The following is a 20,550-nucleotide window of genomic DNA, read 5'->3' on the forward strand; positions in this document are numbered from 1 at the left end:
GCCGATGGTGCACCGCCCGCCCGGCTGCCCTGTTTTGACTCGCGGTTTTCCCGTTTTGGTGTTCCGGCTGCATCGCACGGCCCCCAAGGGCCCCGTCTGCGCTGGCACGACTTGTGCAAGGCCGCTGCAGGCCGGCCAATGCAGCCATGGCGGCAACGGCAGACGGCCCCATGACCACAACAAACAAGGGAGTCATTGCATGCACAGGTGCGCACGGGCATTGAGAACATTGGTGGCGGGAGGATGGGTCGCCGTCCTGGGTGCGGCGCAGACGGCGCAGGCGGCCGAGCAGGCGATCACGCGGCCGTCGCTGGTGGCAGTGGAATCCCTCAGCGCCGTGGACACGGTCTGGCTGATGACGGCCACGGTGCTGGTGCTGCTGATGACGCTGCCCGGCATTGCGCTGTTCTATGCAGGCATGGTGCGCCGAAAGAACGTGCTCAACACCATGGCCAGCGTGGTGGCGATTGCCTGCCTGGTGAGCATTCTGTGGTTCGCACTGGGCTATTCACTGGCCTTCACGCCCGGCAATGCATGGATAGGCGGTGATTCGCGCGCCTGGTTCGCGGGGCTGGATTTCAACGCCGCCAAGGGCCTGGTGGCCGTGAGCCACCTGGCGCCGCACGTGCCCGAAGCAGCCTATGCGATGTTCCAGCTGGCCTTTGCCGTGATCACCGCCGCCTTGCTGGTGGGCGCCTGGGTGGAGCGCATGCGCTTCGGTGCCATGCTGATCTTCGTGGGCCCGTGGAGCCTGCTGGTCTATGCACCGGTGGCGCACTGGGTGTGGGAGCCGGGCGGCTGGCTGGCGCGCATGGGCGCGCTGGACTTTGCCGGGGGCACCGTGGTGCATGTGAACGCGGGCGTGGCCGGGCTGGTCTGCGCCTGGTTCCTGCGGCCGCGCCGCGGCTACGGGCACGAGCCCTTCGAGCCCTACAACCTGGCCCTGACCATGATGGGCGCGGCCCTGCTGTGGATGGGCTGGTTCGGCTTCAACGCCGGCTCATCGCTGGCCGGGGACAGCCGCGCGGCGCTGGCGCTGGCCGTCACCCACATTGCCGCCAGCGCGGGCGCCCTGGCTTGGTCGCTGGCCGAGTATGTGGTGCGCGGCAAGGCCACGCTGCTGGGCCTGTGCTCGGGGCTGGTCGGCGGCCTGGTGGCGATCACGCCGGCAGCCGGTTTCGTGACGCCGCTGTCGGCGCTGTGCATCGGCCTGATCGCCGGTGTCGCCTGCTATTGGGGCGCAACGGGGCTCAAGCGGCTGCTGGGCGCGGACGATTCGCTGGATGTGTTTGGCGTGCATGGCGTGGGCGGCATCGTGGGATCGCTGCTGACCGGCGTGTTTGCCAGCCCGCAGATCGGCGGCGTGCAGGCCAGCGTGCTCACCCAGGCGGTGAGCGTGCTGGCCGTGGCCTTGTTCACGCTGGTGGCCACGGCGGTGCTGCTGTGGCTGCTGGACATGCTGATCGGCCTGCGCGTGGATGAGGAAAGCGAACTGCAGGGCCTGGACCTGGCGCTGCACCGCGAACGCCTGAGTGGATGAACGGCCGGGCCGCGAAGCGGCCCGGCACCCGATCGCCCGATGATCGTCAAACCGAAGGAGTGCCACTACATGCCCGAAAGCGAACTCCTGGCCATCGCCGCGCACCTGCATGTGCTGCTGCGCAGAAGCTGCGGCCGCGTGACCGATACCGAATGGCTGGCGGCCAATGCCGAGTACGCCGCCGAAATCATCCGCTTCGCCCGGGAGCAGGAAGGGGCCCGCAGCACGCCCGAGCTGGTGGAATGGACCCATCGCTTCGAAGCGGCCTGGAATGCCGCGCTGGCCGGCCCCGCCGAGCGCTCGCCGCTCATGCAGCGCGCAGGCGAGCTGATGCGCCAGCGTGCGGAAAACCGCAAGTACGTGGGAACGCTGCGCTAGGGCCTGGCTGGCTCAGGCAGGAGGATCAGGCCGGTGGAGCGGGCACCGAGTGCAGCAGCACGGGCGCGTCGCCATCGCCGTTGACGCTTTCCAGCTGCACGCCAAAGCCCCACAGGCGCGCTGCGTGCTTGAGCACTTCCAGCGCATCGTCGGACAGCGGCCGGCCCTGGTAGCGGGTGTGGCGCAGGGTGAGGCAGCGGTCGCCGCGCAGATTGACGTTCCAGACCTGGATATTGGGCTCGCGCGCGCCCAGGTCGTATTGCTGCGACAGCGTCTGGCGCAGGGTGCGGTAGCCGTCGTCGTCATGGATGGCGCTGACCAGCAGTTCGCGTTCGCTGGCGTCGTCATGGATGGCGAACAGCCGCATGTCGCGCATCAGCTGTGGGCTCAGGTACTGGCCGACAAAGCTCTCGTCCTTGAAGTTCTGCATGGCATGGTGCAGCGCCGGCAGCCAGGGCGTGCCGGCCAGGTCGGGGAACCAGCGGCGGTCTTCCTCGGTGGGGTCCTGGCAGATGCGGCGGATGTCGCGGTACATGGCAAAGCCCAGCGCATAGGGATTGATGCCGCTGTAGGCGCGGTGACCGGCCGGGGGCTGGTAGATGACATTGGTGTGGGAGGACAGCCATTCGATCATCACGCCGTCGGTCAGCCAGCCTTCGTCGTACAGGGTGTTGAGCAGGGTGTAGTGCCAGAACGTGGCCCAGCCCTCGTTCATCACCTGGGTCTGGCGCTGCGGGTAGAAGTACTGGGCGATCTTGCGCACGATGCGCACGATCTCGCGCTGCCAGGGCTCCAGCAGCGGGGCGTTCTTCTCGATGAAGTACAGCAGGTTTTCCTCGGGCTCCTTGGGAAAGCGCTCGCTGTGCTGCGCCGCGCTGTCCTTGCCCGGGCGGGCCGGCAGGGTGCGCCACAGCTCGTTGACCTGCTGCTGGGCATAGGCCTCGCGCTGCTCGCGCTCGGCCCGCTCGCGCGCCAGGCTTTTCTTGGAGGGGCGGCGGTAGCGGTCCACGCCCAGATTGGACAGGGCATGGCAGGAGTCCAGCCATTGCTCCACCGTCGTCAGGCCGTGGCGCTCCTCGCACTGGGTGATGAAGTCGCGCGCATAGACCAGGTAGTCGATGATGCTGCCGGCATCCGTCCACATGCCGAACAGGTAGTTGTTCTTGAAGAAGCTGTTGTGGCCGTACGCCGCATGGGCGATCACCAGGGCCTGCATGGCCGTGGTGTTCTCCTCCATCAGATAGCTGATGCAGGGATTGGAGTTGATGACGATCTCGTAGGCCAGGCCCATGTGGCCGCGCCGGTAGCGCCGCTCGGTCGCCATGTATTCCTTGCCGTAGCTCCAGTGGCGGTAGCCCACGGGCATGCCCACGCTGGCGTAGGCGTCCATCATCTGCTCGGCCGAGATCACTTCCAGCTGGTTGGGATAGGTGTCCAGGCCGTAGCGTTCGGCGGCGGCCGCAATCGCTGCGTGATAGCGTTCGATGAGCTCGAAGGTCCAGTCGCTGGGATCGGGCAGAGGCTCGGCCGGCCGCTCCCCCGCCGGCAGCGGCGCGGAGGGCACGATGCGCTGGGCCCGTTCGCTGGCCAGATGGGATTTCCACTGCGGCGTGGCATGGCGGGGCGCCAGCACGGGATAGTGAGAGAGGTTCATACCGATACCCCCTCTTTCTTGAACAGGTCGCGGAACACGGGGTAGATCTCGCTGGCGTCCGACACCTTGCGCATGGCGAAATGCGAGAACAGCGGCAGCACCTGGCTGTACTCCTGCCACAGGCTCTGCTCTTCCTGCACCACCTGCACATAGGCGAAGTAGCGCACCAGCGGCAGGATCTTGTCGACCAGCAGGTTGCGGCAGTTGGAGCCGTCGTCGCCGAAGTTGTCGCCATCGCTGGCCTGGGCCACGTAGATGTTCCAGTCCCCGGACGGGTAGCGCGCGCGGATGATCTGGTCCAGCAGCACCAGCGCACTGCTGACCACCGTGCCGCCGCTTTCCTGGGAGTGGAAGAACTCGTCCTCGCTGACCTCGGCCGCCTGCGTGTGGTGGCGGATGAAGACGATGTCGATCTTCTCGTAGTGCCGCGTCAGGAACAGGTACAGCAGGATGAAGAAGCGCTTGGCCAGGTCCTTGCGGTCCTGGTCCATGGAGCCGGACACATCCATCACGCAGAACATCACGGCCTGGCTGATGGGCGCAGGCACGCGCGTGCGGTTGCGAAACCGCAGGTCGATGGGGTCGAGAAAGGCCACCGTGCCCATGCGCAGCTTCAGCGCATCGATGCGCTGCTGCAGCTCGGCCGCCGCCTCGCTGGTGCCATCGTCCTGCGCCAGCAGCGCTTGCAGCTGCTCTTCCAGTGCCTTGAGTTCACGGTGCGGCGCCTTGGTCAGCGCAATGCGCCGGCCCAGGGCGCCGCGCATGGTGCGCAGCAGCGCCAGGTTGTGCGGCGTGCCGTCGTGGCTGTAGCCGGCGCGGCGCGTCTTGTACTGCATGGTGTTGCCGATGTGGGTGCGCAGCAGCCGCGGCAGGGCCAGGTCTTCAAAGAACAGTTCCATGAACTCTTCCTTGGTCAGGGTGAAGGTGAAGTCGTCCTCGCCCTCGCCGCTGTCGCTGGCCTGGGAGCCGCCGCCGCCTGCGCCGCCCTGCGGCCGGGCAATGCGGTCGCCGCGCACATGCTCGGTGTTGCCCGGGTGCACCGTGTCATGGACGCCGCCCTGCCCATGGTGGAACACGGGCTCGCGGATGTCCTTGCGCGGGATGGAGACGCTCTCGGACTCCTCCATGTGGCGAATGCCGCGCTTGTCCACCGCGCGGCGCACCGCCTCGGCGATCTGCGCCTTGTAGCGGCGCACGAAGCGCTCGCGGTTGCCCACCGACTTGTTCTTGCCGGCCAGCCTGCGATCGATGATTTGCAATGCCATCTGTTCCCCCCAGCCCGGGCGCGCCGAAGGGCGGCGCACCTACCCGTCAGTTGCTCTTGCGAACGCGCAGATACCACTCGCACAGCAGGCGCACCTGCTTGGACGTATAGCCCTTGGCCTCCATGCGGGTGACAAAGTCCTCGTGCTTGCGGGCATCCTCGGCACTGGCCTTGGCGTTGAAGCTGATCACGGGCAGCAGCTCCTCGGTATTGGAGAACATCTTCTTCTCGATCACCACGCGCAGCTTCTCGTAGCTGGTCCAGCTGGGGTTCTTGCCCTGGTTGTTGGCCCGCGCGCGCAGCACGAAGTTGACGATCTCGTTGCGGAAGTCCTTGGCATTGGCGATGCCCGCGGGCTTCTCGACCTTCTCCATCTCGGCGTTGAGCGCGTTGCGGTCGAAGGCCTCGCCGGTATCGTTGTCGCGGTACTCGCTGTCCTGTATCCAGTAGTCGGCGTAGGTGACGTAGCGGTCGAAGATGTTCTGGCCGTACTCGCTGTAGCTCTCCAGATAGGCCGTCTGGATTTCCTTGCCGATGAACTCGGCATAGTGCGGCGACAGGTATTCCTTGATGTAGCTGGTGTACTTGGTCTCCAGCTCGGCAGGGAACTGCTCGCGCTCGATCTGCTGCTCCAGCACATACATCAGGTGCACCGGGTTGGCCGCCACCTCGGTACTGTCGTAGTTGAAGACCTTGGACAGGATCTTGAACGCGAAGCGCGTGGAGATGCCCGACATGCCCTCGTCCACGCCCGCATAGTCGCGGTACTCCTGGAAGCTCTTGGCGCGCGGGTCCGTGTCCTTGAGGCTCTCGCCGTCATAGACCTGCATCTTGCTGAAGATGCTGGAGTTCTCGGGCTCCTTCAGCCGCGTGAGCACGGCGAACTGGGCCATCATCTTGAGCGTGCCGGGCGCGCACACGGCGCTGGCCAGGGACGACTCGCGGATCAGCTTCTCGTAGATGCGCACCTCCTCCGACACGCGCAGGCAGTACGGCACCTTGACGATGTAGACGCGGTCCAGGAAGGCCTCGTTGTTGCGGTTGTTGCGGAAGGCCTTCCACTCGCTCTCGTTGCTGTGGGCCAGCACCATGCCGTCGAAGGGAATGGCGCCAAAGCCCTCCGTTCCCTTGTAGTTGCTCTCCTGCGTGGCCGTCAACAGCGGGTGCAGCACCTTGATGGGCGCCTTGAACATTTCCACGAACTCCAGCAGGCCCTGGTTGGCCAGGCACAGGCCGCCCGAGTAGCTGTAGGCATCGGTATCGTCCTGGGCAAAGTTCTCCAGCTTGCGGATGTCCACCTTGCCCACCAGGCTGGAGATGTCCTGGTTGTTCTCGTCGCCCGGCTCGGTCTTGGCAATGCCCACCTGCCTGGAGATGCTGGGATAGCGCTTGACCACGCGGAACTGGCGGATGTCGCCGCCCAGCTCCTCCAGGCGCTTGACGGCCCAGGGCGACAGCACATGGTTGAGGCAGCGCCGGGGAATGCCGAACTGCTCCTCCAGCAGCGGCCCGTCCTCCACCGGATCGAACAGGCCCAGCGGCGACTCGTTCACGGGCGAGCCCTTGAGCGCATAGAACGGCACCTTCTGCATCAGGTATTTGAGGCGCTCGGCGATGGAGCTCTTGCCACCGCCCACGGGGCCCAGCAGATACAGGATCTGCTTGCGCTCTTCCAGGCCCTGGGCCGCATGGCGGAAGAAGCTCACCACCTGCTCGATGGAGTCTTCCATGCCGTAGAACTCGGCGAAGGCCGGATAGCGCCGGATGACCTTGTTGGCAAACAGCCGCGACAGGCGCGGATCATTGCGCGTGTCCACCATTTCGGGTTCGCCTATGGCCGCCAGCATGCGCTGGGCGGCGCCCTCGTAGGCCATGGGATCGCGCTGGCACAGGGCGAGAAATTCGTCCAGCGACATCTCTTCTTCGCGAAGGCGAACGTAACGTGCAGCCGAGTTGCTGATGACATCCATACGACCTCTCCCGGCGGCACCCGAGGGCGAACAGTGCCGCGAAGTTGCAAGGCATTCGCTACCGTGTGGAACTGTTGTAGCACCTTGCATCCGCTTTGAATAGCTCATACGTCCCACATGTCTGCATTGCGCGCGAGGTCACAATGTCAGGTTCCTGGACTACCCCGCTTTTTGCGGCGCCGGGACAGGGGCTTGAGCCAGCCGGGCCTGCAGCAAGGCCCGTGAATACAGCGCCTCACGCTCCCACTTTTGACAAATGATAGTCCGCACTCACACAGCGGCACAGGCCCGAATTCAGAACCGATGTCTCCTGCCGACAACCCCCTACTTGGCGCCGGTCGCCCATCGCGCAAACTGGCTGCCGTCACGCCGATGCACCTGCTGTGGGCCCTGTGCCTGCTGCTCGCCCTGCTGGCACCGGGCCTGGCCAAGGCCGCACCGGCAGCAGGCCCTTTGGGTGCCTTGCAGGGCACCCTGGGCGGTGGCTCCGCGTCCGACAAGGAACGAAGCAACGCCATTCAGACCCAGCTCGATGCCGCCGCCTCGGCCACAAAGGAAGCCGATGCGCTGGCCCAGGAACTGGACCGCATGCGCGCCAGGGCACGCACGCCCGTGCCGGCCCTGCCCGCGCCGCTGAGCGACGAGCAGCTGGGCAGCCTGTTCGATCGCTGGAAGGAACGCGTTCCCGCCAACGCCAGCCAGGAAGTGCTGGAACGCCTGCTGGCCGATGAGCGCGATGCCATTGCCGCCCTCAAGGCCGGCATCGAGAAATCCGCGGCCGACCAGGCCAACCTGGTCTCGCAGCCCGGCCCGGGGCGCATCGATCTGTCCATCCTGCAGCAGCGCGCCCAGGAAAACGCCGAGCCCGTGACGGCCGAGCCCGGCGAAGCCCCCGACCTCACCCAGGCCCGCCAGGCAAGGCGCAGCGCAGAGCGCCGCCGCGCCCTGCTGGAGCTGGCGCTGCGCCAGGAAGAGCAGTCCACCATCGAAGCCCGCCAGCGCCTGCTGGCCGCCCAGCTGCAGGCCCAGCGCCGCGAGCTGCTGGAGCGTATGCCGCGCGCCGCCTGGCTGACCCAGCGCATTGCCGAGCGCAGCCGCCAGCAACTGGAGCAGCAGGTGCAGGAGATGGAGCTGGCCGCCCAGCACGCTTCCGCCGCCGATCCCGCCATACGCGACCTGGCCCAGCGCAATGCTGCGCTGGCCGCGCAGATCCTCAAGAACTCCAATGAACTGGCGCAGGAGCGCAAGACCCTGGCCAATGACGAATATGTGCGTGACCAGTTGAGCGCCACGCTGCGCGACACCCAGGCACGCCTGCGGCTGGGCGGTGGCAGCGCGGCCGTGGGCCAGTGGCTGTGGCAGCAGCGCGTGGAGCTGTCCTCCGGCAGCACCCTGCAGGCCAGGCACCGGGCCGTGCAGCGCCAGCTGGCCGAGCTGCGCCTGACACTGTTCAACTCCAGCAAATGGCGCCAGAACCCCGGCGCGGACACGGCGGCGCAGGCCCCGGCCGACGCTGCGGATGCAGGCGGCGTGGCGGCACCGGAGCCGGCCGCCAACGCCACGGTATCGGCCCAGCAGACCGCTTTGCTGGCCCGGCAGGTGGCGCTCACCGATCAGCTGCAACCGGTGTTGCTGCGCCGCATCGCCGTGCTGGAGCAGACCGACGACGCGCTGCGCGCGGCCCTGCGCAGCGGCAATGAGTTGCGCCAGGTGCTGGACAAGGAGCTGCTGTGGTTCCCCAGCCACCGCCCCATGGACCGTACCTGGCTCAGCGAGTGGCAGGCGCTGGAGCAGGACATCGAAGGCAGCAGCTCGCCCTGGAAAACCGCGCGCGCCCTGGCCGCCAGCATCTGGAACGATCCCTGGGCCTTTGGCGCCGTCGGCCTGATCGTGGCCCTGCTGCTGGGCCTGCGCCGCTACGCGCTGCGCCAGCTGCAGTCCATCGCCGTGCGCGTGGGCGACTTCATGCGCGACCACTTCGGGCTGAGCCTGCTGGCGCTGGGCTGGAGCCTGCTCTACACCTTGCCCTGGAGCTTTGCGGCCGCGGCGCTGGGCAGCCTGCTGCAAGGCCCCGAAACCGTGGGCACGGCGCTGGAGCCGCTGGGCGCCACCCTGGTCCAGCTCAGCGATTTCATCTTCGTGGCCACCTTGCTCAACGCCCTGTTCTGCCCGGGCGGGCTGGCACTGGCCCACTTCGGCTGGCCGGCTGCTCGCGTGCAGATGCTGCGCCAGATGGTGCGCCGCGCCGCCTGGCTGATCGTGCCTGCCGAACTGCTGGGCGGCCTGGCCTTCTACAGCCATGACAACCACGCCATCAGCACCTGGGGGCGCATCTCCATCCTCATGCTGTCGCTGGGCCTGGCCTGGATGGCCTGGCTGTACTTTCGCCGTGTCATGCAGCAAAAGCGGCCCGGCATCCACTGGGGCCAGATCGTCAGCGTGGTGCTGATGCTCATGCTCAGCGCGCTGGCCGTGGGCATCGTGCTCGGCTATGTCTACACGGCCACCGAAGTCATCCAGGCCCTGATGGCCAGCTTCGTGTTCCTGGGTGCGGTCGAGGTCGTGGTCAACCTGCTGCGGCGCTGGCTGCTGCTGGGCGAGCGGCGCCTGGCGCTGAACCGGCTGCGCGAAGCCGCCAGGCTGGCCCAGAGCGGCTCGGGAGTGGACACCGGCAAGGCCCCCACCGACGAAGCCACCCAGATGGCCCTGGTCACCGTGGGCGCCCAGGCGCACCGGCTGCTGGGCCTGCTGCAGCAGGTGCTGGTCGTGCTGACCCTAGTCTACGCCTGGCTGCCCGTGCTGCCTGCGCTGCTGCGCTCCGAAGGCGTGGTGCTCTGGTACACCACCAACACCGGCGCCGACGGCATCGCGCATGCCGCCCCCGTGAGCCTGATGGATGCGCTGCTGGGCGTGATGATCCTGCTGCTCACCTTCAGCTTTGCACGCAACCTGCCGGGCCTGCTGGAAGTGACGCTGTCGGCCTCCAACCGCATCAGCAGCTCCGCGCGCTACACCCTGGCCACGCTGGCGCGCTACGCCATCACCATCGCGGGCACGGTCAGCGCCTTCACACTGCTGGGCCTGCGCTGGGGCCAGTTGCAGTGGATGGTGGCGGCGCTCACCGTGGGCCTGGGCTTCGGCCTGCAGGAGATCTTCGCCAACTTCGTCTCGGGCCTGATCCTGCTGGTGGAGCGGCCCTTCCGCGTGGGCGATGTCATCACCATCGACACCCTCACCGGCACCGTCACGCGCATCCGCACGCGGGCCACCACGGTGCTGGACTTCGACAACAAGGAAATCGTCATCCCCAACAAGACCTTCATCACCGGCCAGGTGACGAACTGGACCTTGAGCGACGACGTGACCCGCCTGGTGATCGACGTGCCCGTGGCCCACGGCAACGACCCCGAGCAGGTGCGCAACATGCTGCTGGACATTGCCAGGGAGCACCCCCAGGTGCTGCGCGAGCCCGAGCCCAACTGCTGGTTCATGGCGCTGGAAGGCAACGGCCAGCGCTTCGAGCTGCGCGCCTACGTGGGCAAGGTCGAAGACCGCCTGCCCGTGCGCCACGACCTCAACCGCCGCGTCAACGACCGGCTCAAGGACGCTGGCATTGCCGTGGCCTTCCCGCAGCTGGACCTGCATGTGCGCAACATGCCGGCAAATCCTGCGGGGCAGCCGGCGCAGCAGACACCGCCCCAGCCGGCTGCATGAGACATTGAAACCCGCCACTCTCGACCCATGGAGTGGCGGGCCATGGGCACCACGGCATTCCACCCTCAAATCACCGTGACTCATATATCCTAGGATCATTCTGAAAATTTTCATCCCCCTTCATTTCCTCCTCCAACTGAATGGCAATCCGCACACAATCGGCATCTCACAACGATGTCTGCGGACGCTTCAAATCCTGGGAGGGGCAATGGCGGAAAGAAGATATACCAGTGCAGGAACGGATGGCTGGCTCAATGTCAGGCGCGAGCCTTCGGGCGCTATTGTTGCGCTGCCGGAGCATATTGCCACCGAGATCGAATCCAGCTCGAATGGGCGCGACCATTTCATCGTCAAGGAGGGCGTCGAAAGTGGCAACAGGTTTTCTGTGAAACAGGGATACCTCCGAAAACAGGCTCCCGCATATCGGCCTGCTGCAATCATTCAATTCATTTTGAGCCGCAAGACCCTGATCTATCCAGGGGATCGTGTCCGAGCTTTTACAGACGACGAAAATCCTATTAAAACAGGAACGCACCCTGTTCAAATCCCAGATTTCCCACACTCAATAGGGTCTGCATATTTACATAAAACACCCTATGCCAAAAATTGGTTTTTCCTCAACAATGGAAGTGCAACTCCTTTTCGCAACGATAGATACCTGCACCCAGGGCACGAGAGTGCCGGATGCATCACCGTGGATCCGGCGCAATGGAATTCACTTTATCAATATCTAATTCTCTGCAGGAGTGGTGATGGCAAAACTGTTGGCATGGTTTCCGTGGTTCGCTAGCGCCCTGCTTCTCGCTGGATGCTATGCACAAGAAAAAAGTCCAGAAGATCTCCTGGCATCGGAAGAGGTGGGCGATGCTGACTTTGTACGCAACTGGCTTCAAACAAATCGGCATGCAGACCAAACCGCGGCGCAGAACTTCTACCAGCACGGCATGAAAGACTTTCAACGTAAAGCATGGTCTCCCGCCGCCAAATCCTTTGGAACGAGTATGCGACTCTATCCTTCCCCCGAAGCCTTGTATAGATATGTGGACGTCAAACTGCAAATGCTCGCCATGGTCAGAAAGCGAGAGGGCGATATTCAGGAAAAGCTTCCACTGGACATGAACTACGCGCTCAAGCTCTACCGTTCTGCGCTTTCGGCCAACATGGTATTGGGAACATTGTCCGAAGAGGAAAAGACGCGCATTGAAAACCATGTGAGTTGCCTGCAGGCCTATGCAGCGGCTGGCCGTCCCGACATGGACTGCGAGCCGCTGCACTGGTACTACAACGCGGCCCGATGAACACAGGGTCAGAACACTTCCCAGTTCTCACCAGCGCGCTCGGCTGCAGTGCGGGGGCCAGGCACCCGCATTGCCGTGGATGTGGATCTGCTGTCGCCCCGCATGGCGGCCTGCGCCCCGGACTGGCGAGGCAAGCTGTCGGCACCTGAAGGCAGACCACGCATGCCGGAGGCCACGGCGGGCTTCGCGACAGGAGCCTGATCGGCAGGTGAGGACAGCCCATCCAGCTTGAACAGACTAACCAGATCGACCAACCTGGCAGCCTGCGCGTTCAGGCTGGCAGCAGCCGCCGCCGACTCTTCGACCAGGGCGGCGTTCTGCTGCGTGACCTGGTCCAGCTGTACGACGGCGTCGCCCACCTGCGCCACACCATCGGCCTGCTCGGCCGTGGCTGCGCCTATCTCGCCGATCAGGTCGGCCACCTGCTGCGCCTGGCGGACGATGTCCTGCATCGCGGAACCTGCCTCGCCCACCAGACCGGAGCCTTCATCCACCTTGGACACGCTCTCGCCAATCAAAGCCTTGATCTCCTTGGCCGCCCCTGCACTGCGCTGGGCCAGACTGCGCACTTCGGAAGCCACCACGGCAAAGCCTCGCCCCTGCTCGCCCGCCCGTGCTGCCTCCACGGCGGCATTGAGCGCCAGGATGTTGGTCTGGAAGGCAATGGAGTCGATCACGCCGATGATGTCCTCGATCTTCCGAGAACTCGCGGTGATCTGCTCCATGGTGGCCACCACGCGGTCCACGATCTTGCCGCCGCCGGTGGCGGCCTGGCTCGACGATGCGGCCAGCTGGGTGGCGGTACGCACCGTATCGGCATTGAGCTTGACGGTGGCGTTCATCTCCTCCATGGAGGCGGCGGTCTGCTCCAGATTGCTGGCCTGCTCTTCCGTGCGCTGGCTCAGGTCCGCATTGCCCGAGGCAATCTGGCTGGCGCCGGTCGCAATGGATTCGCTGCTTTGCCGCACATCGGCGACCACACGCGCCAGACCGGCCCGCATGTCCTCCATGGCGCGCAGCAGGCTGGAGGTGTCGCCGGGCGCCAGTTGCACCCGCACGGACAAATCGCCCTGCGCGATCTGGCGCGCCACCCCGGCGGCATAGGAGGGCTCTCCGCCCAGCTGCTGCTTGACCGTCCTGGTGATCATCCAGGCCACCAGAGAGCCCAGCGCGGCGGCCAGCAGCGTCAGCACCAGCATGGCCACGCCGTCTTCGGCCACGCGGCGCAGGGAGCCGTCCACCGTGGCCTGCGTCTGTGCCTTCTGGTAATCGACCAGTGCCTCGACCGCATCGAAATAGGTCGTCTGCAAGGAGCGCAGGCGGCCCATGATCAGATCCCTGGCGGCATCGCCCTGGTTGGCCAGGCCCAGGTCACCGGCCTGGCGCATGGTCTCCACGAAAGGCTGGCGCGCCTGCCGTATGTCGGCAAAGAGCCGGCGCGCGTGCTCGGTCTGCAGGCGCTGGTCCAGCTCCTTCATGACCAGGCCGTTCCTGGCGACCACCTCATCCAGCCGGCGGCTCTCCTCGGCCATCTGCGCCGGATCGGTGATCAGCGCCAGATTGCGCACCACCCGCGCCGACACATTGGCGTTGTCCTTGAGCGATTGCAGCCGGGCCAGATTGCCCATGCGGTCCTCGGCCAAAACACGCAACTGCTCCCCCTGATCGTGCAGCTTCATCCAGCCGAAGCCGGCCACGCACACGCAGACCACGATCACCGCAAGGAAACCCATGCCCAGCATGGTTCCCAACTTCATACGCCTCAGAAAACCCACGTCGCTCTCCCTCGAACCACCTAAGCAAACCGGCCAGACTGCTGGCACGGAAGAAACACATTCAGGAACAAATTTGACAATTTGAATCAGTCGCATCGCCTTCCCAAACCCTGTTCATCCGGTAGGACAGCGCCTTGCCGGCATGCAGGCATCGGGCTGCCAGCCGTCGTGATCGGAGGCAGTGGGCGCATGGATATCCCGTGCACCGACAAGGCCCCGTCATTCCCAGACTTCGCGAGACATTCCTCACAATGGGTGCCGGCATCTGCGCACCTGCAGCTGCTCAACAGCACCTGCAGCCGGCAGAGCGACCCACTCCAGGAACTCCAGAGGAAACATCATGAAACTGCTGAGATTCGGCCCCGAGGGCCAGGAAAAGCCCGGCCTGCTGGATGCCGAAGGCCAGATCCGCGACCTGTCCGCCCTGTTGGACGACTACACGCCCCGCCTGCTCGGCCGCGAGGCGCTGCGGGCCCTGGCCGCCATCGACCCCGCCAGGCTGCCCCTGGTGCAAGGCCCGGTACGCATCGGCATGCCGTGGAGCGGCATGTCCAAGTTCGTCGCCATCGGCCTGAACTACCGCGACCATGCCGAGGAAGCCGGCATGCCCATCCCCAAGGAGCCCATCCTCTTCGCCAAATGGCCCAGCTGCGCCTGCGGCCCCGACGACGACATCCCCCTGCCCGAGGGCAGCACGCGCATGGACTGGGAGGTGGAACTGGGCATCGTCATCGGCGAGCGCGCGCGCAATGTGTCCGTGGCCGATGCGCTGGAGCATGTGGCCGGCTACTGCCTTGCCAACGATGTGTCCGAGCGCGAATACCAGATTGACCGCAGCGGTGGCCAGTGGAGCAAGGGCAAGGGTTTCGACCGCTTCGGCCCCATCGGCCCCTGGCTGGTCACGCGCGACGAAGTGCCCGATCCGCAGGCCCTGCAGCTATGGCTGGATGTGAACGGGGAGCGCCGCCAGAGCGGCAGCACGCGCACCATGATCTTTGGCTGCGCCGAACTCATCAGCCACTGCAGCCGCGTGATGACGCTGGAGCCCGGCGACCTCATCATCACCGGCACGCCCCCGGGAGTCGGGATGGGCATGAAGCCGCCGCGCTATCTGAAGGCTGGCGATGTGATGGAGCTGGGGATCGAGGGGCTGGGCGTGCAGAGGCAGCGAGTGGTGTAGATCCAAAAAAAGCGGCTTCAAAAAGCCGCTTTATTTTTGAGCTGAACCCGCGCTCAGCTGCCCGCCACCTTCATCCGGTTGATCAGGATCGAGCCCACGGTCTTGGCGCCGTAGTTGTAGGCATCCGCGCCCACGGCCTCGATGCCCTTGAGCATGTCCTTGAGGTTGCCGGCGATGGTGATCTCATGCACGGGGAAGGCGATTTCGCCGTTTTCCACCCAGAAGCCGCTGACGCCGCGCGAGTAGTCGCCGGTCACGTAGTTCACGCCCTGGCCCATGAGTTCGATCACGAACAGGCCCGTGCCCAGCTTCTTGAGCATGGCGGGCAGGTCGTCGCCGGCCTTGGTGCGGCGCGAGGTCATGACCAGGTTGTGCGATCCGCCGGCATTGCCGGTGGTCTTCATGCCCAGCTTGCGTGCCGAGTAGCTGGACAGGAAGTAGCCCTCGACGCGGCCGGCATCCACCACCTTGCGGGCCTGCACGCGCACGCCTTCCTCGTCGAAGGGCGAGCTGCCCTTGCCGCCGAGGATGAAAGGGTCTTCCGTGATGTCGATGTGCTTGGGGAAGACGGGCTTGCCCAGCGAGTCGAGCAGGAAGGTGCTGCGGCGGTACAGCGCGCCGCCGCTGACGGCCTGCACGAAGCTGCCCAGCAGGCCGGCGGCCAGCGTGGACTCGAACAGCACCGGGCACTCGGTGGTCGGGATCTTGCGGCTGCCCAGGCGGCTCAGGGCGCGCTGGGCGGCGTAGCGGCCCACGGCTTCGGGCGAGGCCAGGTCGGCCGCGTTGCGCATGGAGCTGTACCAAGCATCGCGCTGCATCTCGCCATTGCGGCCGGGCAGCGATGCGATGGGCGCCACCGACAGGCTGTGGCGCGAGCTGGCGTAGCCGCCACGGAAACCATTGGTATGGGCGCTGAAGAAATGGCTTTGCTGGGCCGAGACACCAGCGCCTTCGCTGTTGGTGATGCGCTTGTGCGTGCCCAGGGCAGCTTCTTCGCACTGCAGCGCCAGCTGCGCCGCAGCCTCGCTGGTCAGCTCCCAGGGGTGGAACAGCTGCAGGTCGCGGTGGGTGCCGGGCGGGGCGATGTCGGCCGCATCGGGCAGGCCGGCCATGGGGTCCTCGGCGGTGAAGCGTGCGATGTCGTAGGCGGCCTGCACGGTCTGCTGGATGGCGGCATCCGAGAAGTCCGAGGTGCTGGCGTTGCCTCGGCGGTTGCCCAGGTAGACGGTCACGCCCAGCGACTTGTCGCGGTTGCGCTCCACGGTCTCCAGCGCCCCCTTGCGCACACTCACGCTCAGGCCGCAGCCCTCGGAAGCCTCGGCTCCGGCGTCGGTGGCGCCGAGCTTCTTGGCGTGGACCAGGGCACGGTCCACCAGGTCTTCAAAAAACGGTTGGCTGTAGCTGAAGCCGGAATCAGCCTGCGGTTTGGCGGTGCTTGCCGCGCGGGGACGGGGTTTTTTCATAGCGGCGGCTATGATAGCCGCCACTGCAGCGCCCTCCGCGCCGCCACTGTATTTGTCCCCTACCCCATGTCACGCAAACCCAAAAAAGGCTACTACGTCAAAGGTCACTTCGTTGCCGAAGGCAGCGAACTCGACCTGCAGCTCAAGGCCGAACTCAAAGGCACCCCCGACTCCAGCAAGACGGATCTCAAGCGCGAGTCCGACGCCTTGCAGGACCTCGGCAAGGATTTGCTGACGCTGCGCTCCGACCTGTTCAAGCGCCTGCAATTGCCCGACCAACTGGCCGATGCCCTGGCCGAGGCCAAGCGCATCACCAATTTCGAAGGCAAGCGCCGCCAGATGCAATTCGTCGGCAAGCTCATGCGCAAGCTGGACGAGACCGAGATAGCCGCCGTGCGCGCCGCACTGGACGAGCAGCACAACGGATCGGCCGCCGAGAAGATGGCCCTGCACGCCGCCGAGCAATGGCGCGACCGCCTGATTGCCGAGGAATCGGCCCTGTCCATCTGGCTGGACCATTTCCCCGACACAGACACCCAGCAGCTGCGCGCCCTGATCCGCCAGGCCCGCAAGGACATGCCGGGCGCCCATGAGGCCAATGTGCAGGAATCCACCGGCCTGGCCCAGCGCAAGGGCCGCGCCTACCGCGATCTGTTCCAGCTGGTGCGCCAGCAGTTGGGCGGCACGGGCCGCGAGACAGCCGAGGACGGTGACGGCGCTGGCGAGGAAGCCGACGATGAGTGAGCCCGTCCATGACGCCGTGCGCATCGGCATCGTTTCGATCAGCGACCGTGCCAGCAGCGGCGTCTATGAGGACAAGGGCCTGCCGGCCCTGCAGGACTGGCTCACCCGCGCGCTCAGGAACCCCATCACGTTCGAGCCGCGCCTGATCCCCGACGAGCAGGCCGGCATCAGCGCCACGCTGATCGAACTGGTCGATGCAGGCTGCTGCCTGGTGCTGACCACGGGCGGCACCGGCCCCGCCCCGCGCGATGTCACGCCCGAAGCCACGCTGGCCGTGGCCGACAAGGAAATGCCGGGCTTTGGCGAGCAGATGCGCCAGATCAGCCTGGCCTTTGTGCCCACGGCGATCCTGTCGCGCCAGGTGGCGGTGATCCGTGGCAAGAGCCTGATCATCAACCTGCCGGGCCAGCCCAAGGCCATTGCCGAAACCCTGGAAGGTCTGAAGAACCCCGATGGCACGCAAAAGGTCAACGGCATCTTTGCGGCCGTGCCCTATTGCGTGGACCTGATCGGCGGGCCTTATCTGGAAACGGATGACAGCGTGTGCAAGGCGTTCCGCCCCAAGAGCGCAGTGCGCACCGCGCGACCTGCGGCCTGATCGCGCGCACACGGCAATCGACAAGCAGCCTGCGGGCTGCTTTTTATTTTTTCAGCCCCTTGAACCAGCGCTGAATCCGGGCCCGCAATTGCCGTTTGCCGTCATCACCCAACGGCATGCTGCTTGCCAGTTTCAGTGCCGCATCGACCTGTACATGGCCATGCTCCATCAGTGCCATGCAAAACACCCGGTCCTTGTCGCGCCCCGCCTGGGCCTTGGAGAGAAAGAGATCCAGCACATCAAGGCAATAGCCGACGCGATCGTTGGTATTGCCGTTCTGGATACGGTGCAGCCGGTTTTGCCAGCCTGAGGCAAGCACTGCCGTGTCCGGGCCCACGCCCTGCGCGTAGTAGCCATTGGACTCGTGGAAGCGAGAGCCTTCGCCAATGGATCCGTCGATCCGGTCCGCCAGATCCGGAGCGTTGAGCGGATAGATGTCCGCCTCTGCGGACATCTTGAAAACCGGCTCGGGATACGGGATGGAGCCCAGGATTGCCTGACTTCCCACGATGACGAATTCATACTCATTCGTCACATCCCCGCTCGCACGAATGATGTGCTCAAGATCCTCTCGGTTCATAGGCCCGCCCTGTATCTCCCAATGCAACGCCCCGCTTGAGATCCCCCACCTGCGCCAGTATCTGCTGGCGCAGCTGTTCGGGCAGCACCGATGTCAGGGGCGAGGCCTGGCGCAGTTCCTGGGCCCTTCGCGTGCGGGCCAGGATGCTGCGCCAGCGGCCATTTTGCAAGACATCCTGCCACTGCCTCCACAGGCTGGCGGAATGCGAATCCCCCTGGCTCAACCACCTCTCCAACGTGTCCTGTGCCTGCTGCAGCAATGCCGGGTCAGATCGCACAAGGCGCACGGCTTCTTCATGCAATGCGAGGCTTTGCAGATCCTGCACTTCATGGCGCGCATCCTGCGCACGCACCAGAACCTGTACGACGGGCCTGGCATGGCGCGAACGGGCTGCGGCAGTTCCTGCGGGCGCGGGCTGCAGGGCGTCGCCCGCCAGCAATGCCAATTCTCCCCCTATGCCCAGTTCCGACATGACCCGCAGGTACGTGCCCATGGATGGCCCGGGATCGCCGGACTCGACTGCAGCGAGCGTGCTGCGGGATATGCCTACGCGCGAGGCCATCTCGACCGTGCCCAGCCCCTGCTCCTTGCGCAGGCGCTTGAGCCGGTCACCGAACTGCAAAAGCAGTTGGCGCTGAAGAAGGATGGACTTTTCTGGCGTTTTCATTTGTCCATTATTCTAAGCAAAACCTGAATTTTTGATTGTTTTTCTAGACAAATTAATTCAAGTCCAGTGCTTTCGCATCCCCAGGTCAAGGAACGGAAAAGCAGGTCCTGACGCGCGCACAAGCCACGGCCGGGATGCGCAGCGCATGGCGATCAATCAACGGGCCGGCCACGTTGCAAGGATGAGCGGCTGTACTGTCGCACCGGGGCCACCAAGCCCGTGCTTGCCCCAATGCGGCAGGCCCCTGTCCCTGCCAGCATGGAATCACCCGGCCCCTGCGCAACAGCAGCGGGCTTTTTCCATCCAAAGCAAGGAGACTTCATGCAGCAACGCCCCAAGACATCGCTGATGACACCGCTGGCCCTGGCACTGTGCGCCGCCGCACTGGCAACGCCGGCCCTGGCGCAGCAGGACAAGGTTCGGATCGGCTTCATCACCGACATGTCCAGTCTCTATGCCGATGTCGAGGGCAAGAACGGCGCCGTGGCGATACAGATGGCCATCGACGACTACGGCGGCAAGCTGCTGGGCAAGCCCATCGAGCTGCTGACGGCCGACCACCAGAACAAGGCCGATATCGCCGCCAGCAAGGCGCGCGAGTGGATAGACACGCAGGGCATCAGCCTGGTGTTTGGCGGCACGAACTCGGCCACGGCCCTGTCCATGGCCAAGGTGGCGCAGGAGAAAAAGCGGGTCTTCATCGACAACGGCGCGGGCAGCTCGGCGCTGACCAACGAGCAGTGCAGTCCCTACACCGTGCACTACGCCTTCGACACAGTGGCCCTGGCCAAGGGTACGGGCGCGGCCGTGGTGGAGGCCGGAGGCAAGAGCTGGTACTTCGTGACCGCCGACTATGCCTTCGGCCATGCGCTGGAGGCCGATACCACCAAGATCATCGAGGCGCGCGGCGGCAAGGTGCTGGGCTCGGTCAAGACGCCGCTGAACGCCAGCGATTTCTCCAGCTTCATGCTGCAGGCGCAGAACTCCAAGGCCCAGATCCTGGGCCTGGCCAATGCCGGTGGCGACACCATCAACTCCATCAAGGCAGCGCGCGAATTCGGCGTGACCAAGGACATGAAGCTGGCCGGCCTGCTGGTGTTCTTCACCGACGTGCACAGCCTGGGCCTGAAGAACACGCAGGGCATGCAGTTCACCACCAGCTGGTACTGGGACATGAACGATGCCTCGCGCAAGTTCGCCGACGCCTTCATGGCCAAGACCCAGCGCCGCCCCAGCGAAATCCATGCGGCCGACTACTCGGCCACCATGAACTGGCTCAAGGCCGTGGAAAAGGCCGGCACGCTGGATGCCGACAAGGTCATGGCCACCTGGCGCGGCATGAAGATGGATGACTTCTTCGGCAGCGGCTACCTGCGCGAGGACGGCCGCTACGTGCACGACATGTACCTGATGGAAGTGAAATCCCCGGCCGAATCCAAGGGCACCTGGGACTACTACAAGCTGGTCAAGAAGCTGCCGGCCGAGCAGGTCTGGACCACCAAGGCCGAGAGCAAGTGCCAATATTGGCGCTGAACTTGCGCTGAACTTGCGGTGAGCCGAGGGGGCAGCCCGGCCGCTCCCTCTCCTCGCTTTTCTCCACTGAATCTCCATGCCTTGGTCAATGCCGGGACATCGAACCGCGCCAGACTGGTAAGTTCGAGCATCTGGCGCGGCGCCGGGCAGGGACTGTCTCCCCTGCGGCCGACCGCGCGGCAGGGGAAGAAT

16 protein-coding genes are annotated in these 20,550 nt (G+C 65.3%); 9 read left to right on the forward strand and 7 right to left on the reverse strand.

What is annotated here, in order from left to right; all coding sequences use genetic code 11:
- The first annotated feature begins 199 nt into the window (after positions 1 to 199).
- Together ACF8ML_RS26760 and ACF8ML_RS26765 are read left to right on the forward strand one after the other, a co-directional pair.
- Positions 200 to 1,540 carry an ammonium transporter gene (locus tag ACF8ML_RS26760; RefSeq protein WP_392408418.1) on the forward strand — a complete coding sequence of 447 codons (1,341 nt, stop codon included), beginning with the start codon at positions 200 to 202 and terminating at the stop codon, positions 1,538 to 1,540.
- A gap of 69 nt (positions 1,541 to 1,609) precedes the next feature.
- Entirely contained in the window at positions 1,610 to 1,918 is a 309-nt protein-coding gene (locus tag ACF8ML_RS26765) for a hypothetical protein (RefSeq protein ID WP_016449753.1), read from the forward strand.
- A 25-nt stretch (positions 1,919 to 1,943) separates the two neighbouring features.
- Here ACF8ML_RS26765 and ACF8ML_RS26770 read toward each other — a convergent pair whose 3' ends face one another.
- From ACF8ML_RS26770 to ACF8ML_RS26780, 3 genes are read right to left on the reverse strand one after another with little or no spacing between them, the layout of a single operon-like run.
- Entirely contained in the window at positions 1,944 to 3,572 is a 1,629-nt protein-coding gene (locus ACF8ML_RS26770; protein WP_016449754.1) for a SpoVR family protein, read from the reverse strand.
- Positions 3,569 to 4,837 carry a YeaH/YhbH family protein gene (locus tag ACF8ML_RS26775; RefSeq protein WP_016449755.1) on the reverse strand — a complete coding sequence of 423 codons (1,269 nt, stop codon included), beginning with the start codon at positions 4,835 to 4,837 and terminating at the stop codon, positions 3,569 to 3,571. The genes ACF8ML_RS26770 and ACF8ML_RS26775 overlap by 4 nt, the downstream gene beginning before the upstream one ends.
- Before the next feature lie 46 nt (positions 4,838 to 4,883).
- A complete protein-coding gene (locus ACF8ML_RS26780) occupies positions 4,884 to 6,806 on the reverse strand; it encodes a PrkA family serine protein kinase (protein ID WP_016449756.1) in 1,923 nt (640 codons plus the stop codon).
- Positions 6,807 to 7,178: 372 nt separating this feature from the next.
- Here ACF8ML_RS26780 and ACF8ML_RS26785 point away from each other — a divergent pair, with 372 nt between their 5' ends.
- The 3 genes from ACF8ML_RS26785 to ACF8ML_RS26795 all read left to right on the forward strand — a co-directional run bounded on the left by ACF8ML_RS26785 (position 7,179) and on the right by ACF8ML_RS26795 (position 11,818).
- The gene (locus tag ACF8ML_RS26785) at positions 7,179 to 10,520 is read left to right on the forward strand and encodes a mechanosensitive ion channel domain-containing protein (RefSeq protein ID WP_392408419.1); all 3,342 of its coding nucleotides are present in this window, start codon (positions 7,179 to 7,181) and stop codon (positions 10,518 to 10,520) included.
- Between the two features lie 208 nt (positions 10,521 to 10,728).
- Positions 10,729 to 11,310, forward strand: a complete 582-nt coding sequence (locus tag ACF8ML_RS26790; RefSeq protein ID WP_392408420.1) for a hypothetical protein — start codon at positions 10,729 to 10,731, stop codon at positions 11,308 to 11,310.
- On the forward strand, positions 11,273 to 11,818 hold the full coding sequence (locus tag ACF8ML_RS26795; RefSeq protein WP_016453827.1) for a hypothetical protein: 546 nt from the start codon (positions 11,273 to 11,275) through the stop codon (positions 11,816 to 11,818). Before ACF8ML_RS26790 ends, ACF8ML_RS26795 begins: the two co-directional genes overlap by 38 nt.
- An 8-nt stretch (positions 11,819 to 11,826) precedes the next feature.
- On the opposite strand, the gene ACF8ML_RS26800 is transcribed toward ACF8ML_RS26795, so the two are convergent.
- Positions 11,827 to 13,575: a methyl-accepting chemotaxis protein gene (locus tag ACF8ML_RS26800; protein ID WP_392408422.1), complete on the reverse strand. Its 1,749-nt coding sequence runs from the start codon at positions 13,573 to 13,575 to the stop codon at positions 11,827 to 11,829.
- Positions 13,576 to 13,933: 358 nt separating this feature from the next.
- Here ACF8ML_RS26800 and ACF8ML_RS26805 point away from each other — a divergent pair, with 358 nt between their 5' ends.
- Positions 13,934 to 14,773, forward strand: coding sequence for a fumarylacetoacetate hydrolase family protein (locus ACF8ML_RS26805; RefSeq protein WP_099751635.1), 840 nt, complete (start codon positions 13,934 to 13,936; stop codon positions 14,771 to 14,773).
- Between the two features lie 53 nt (positions 14,774 to 14,826).
- Here the strand turns inward: ACF8ML_RS26805 and pmbA are convergent, their stop codons facing one another.
- Positions 14,827 to 16,236, reverse strand: coding sequence for a metalloprotease PmbA (gene pmbA, locus ACF8ML_RS26810; RefSeq protein WP_016453829.1), 1,410 nt, complete (start codon positions 16,234 to 16,236; stop codon positions 14,827 to 14,829).
- A gap of 66 nt (positions 16,237 to 16,302) precedes the next feature.
- Here pmbA and yjgA point away from each other — a divergent pair, with 66 nt between their 5' ends.
- Positions 16,303 to 16,980 carry a ribosome biogenesis factor YjgA gene (gene yjgA, locus ACF8ML_RS26815; protein WP_123692395.1) on the forward strand — a complete coding sequence of 226 codons (678 nt, stop codon included), beginning with the start codon at positions 16,303 to 16,305 and terminating at the stop codon, positions 16,978 to 16,980.
- On the forward strand, positions 16,973 to 17,578 hold the full coding sequence (gene mog / locus ACF8ML_RS26820) for a molybdopterin adenylyltransferase (protein WP_016449653.1): 606 nt from the start codon (positions 16,973 to 16,975) through the stop codon (positions 17,576 to 17,578). Before yjgA ends, mog begins: the two co-directional genes overlap by 8 nt.
- A gap of 43 nt (positions 17,579 to 17,621) precedes the next feature.
- On the opposite strand, the gene ACF8ML_RS26825 is transcribed toward mog, so the two are convergent.
- Both ACF8ML_RS26825 and ACF8ML_RS26830 read right to left on the reverse strand, forming a co-directional pair.
- On the reverse strand, positions 17,622 to 18,158 hold the full coding sequence (locus ACF8ML_RS26825) for a DUF6036 family nucleotidyltransferase (RefSeq protein ID WP_012204240.1): 537 nt from the start codon (positions 18,156 to 18,158) through the stop codon (positions 17,622 to 17,624).
- Positions 18,139 to 18,825: a helix-turn-helix transcriptional regulator gene (locus ACF8ML_RS26830; protein WP_392408424.1), complete on the reverse strand. Its 687-nt coding sequence runs from the start codon at positions 18,823 to 18,825 to the stop codon at positions 18,139 to 18,141. The genes ACF8ML_RS26825 and ACF8ML_RS26830 overlap by 20 nt, the downstream gene beginning before the upstream one ends.
- 321 nt (positions 18,826 to 19,146) lie before the next feature.
- Here ACF8ML_RS26830 and ACF8ML_RS26835 point away from each other — a divergent pair, with 321 nt between their 5' ends.
- Positions 19,147 to 20,358, forward strand: coding sequence for an ABC transporter substrate-binding protein (locus ACF8ML_RS26835; protein ID WP_016449656.1), 1,212 nt, complete (start codon positions 19,147 to 19,149; stop codon positions 20,356 to 20,358).
- The last annotated feature ends 192 nt before the right edge of the window (positions 20,359 to 20,550 follow it).

The organism is Delftia sp. WSY_10 (assembly GCF_043104705.1).
Taxonomy (GTDB): Bacteria; Pseudomonadota; Gammaproteobacteria; order Burkholderiales; family Burkholderiaceae_C; genus Comamonas; species Comamonas tsuruhatensis.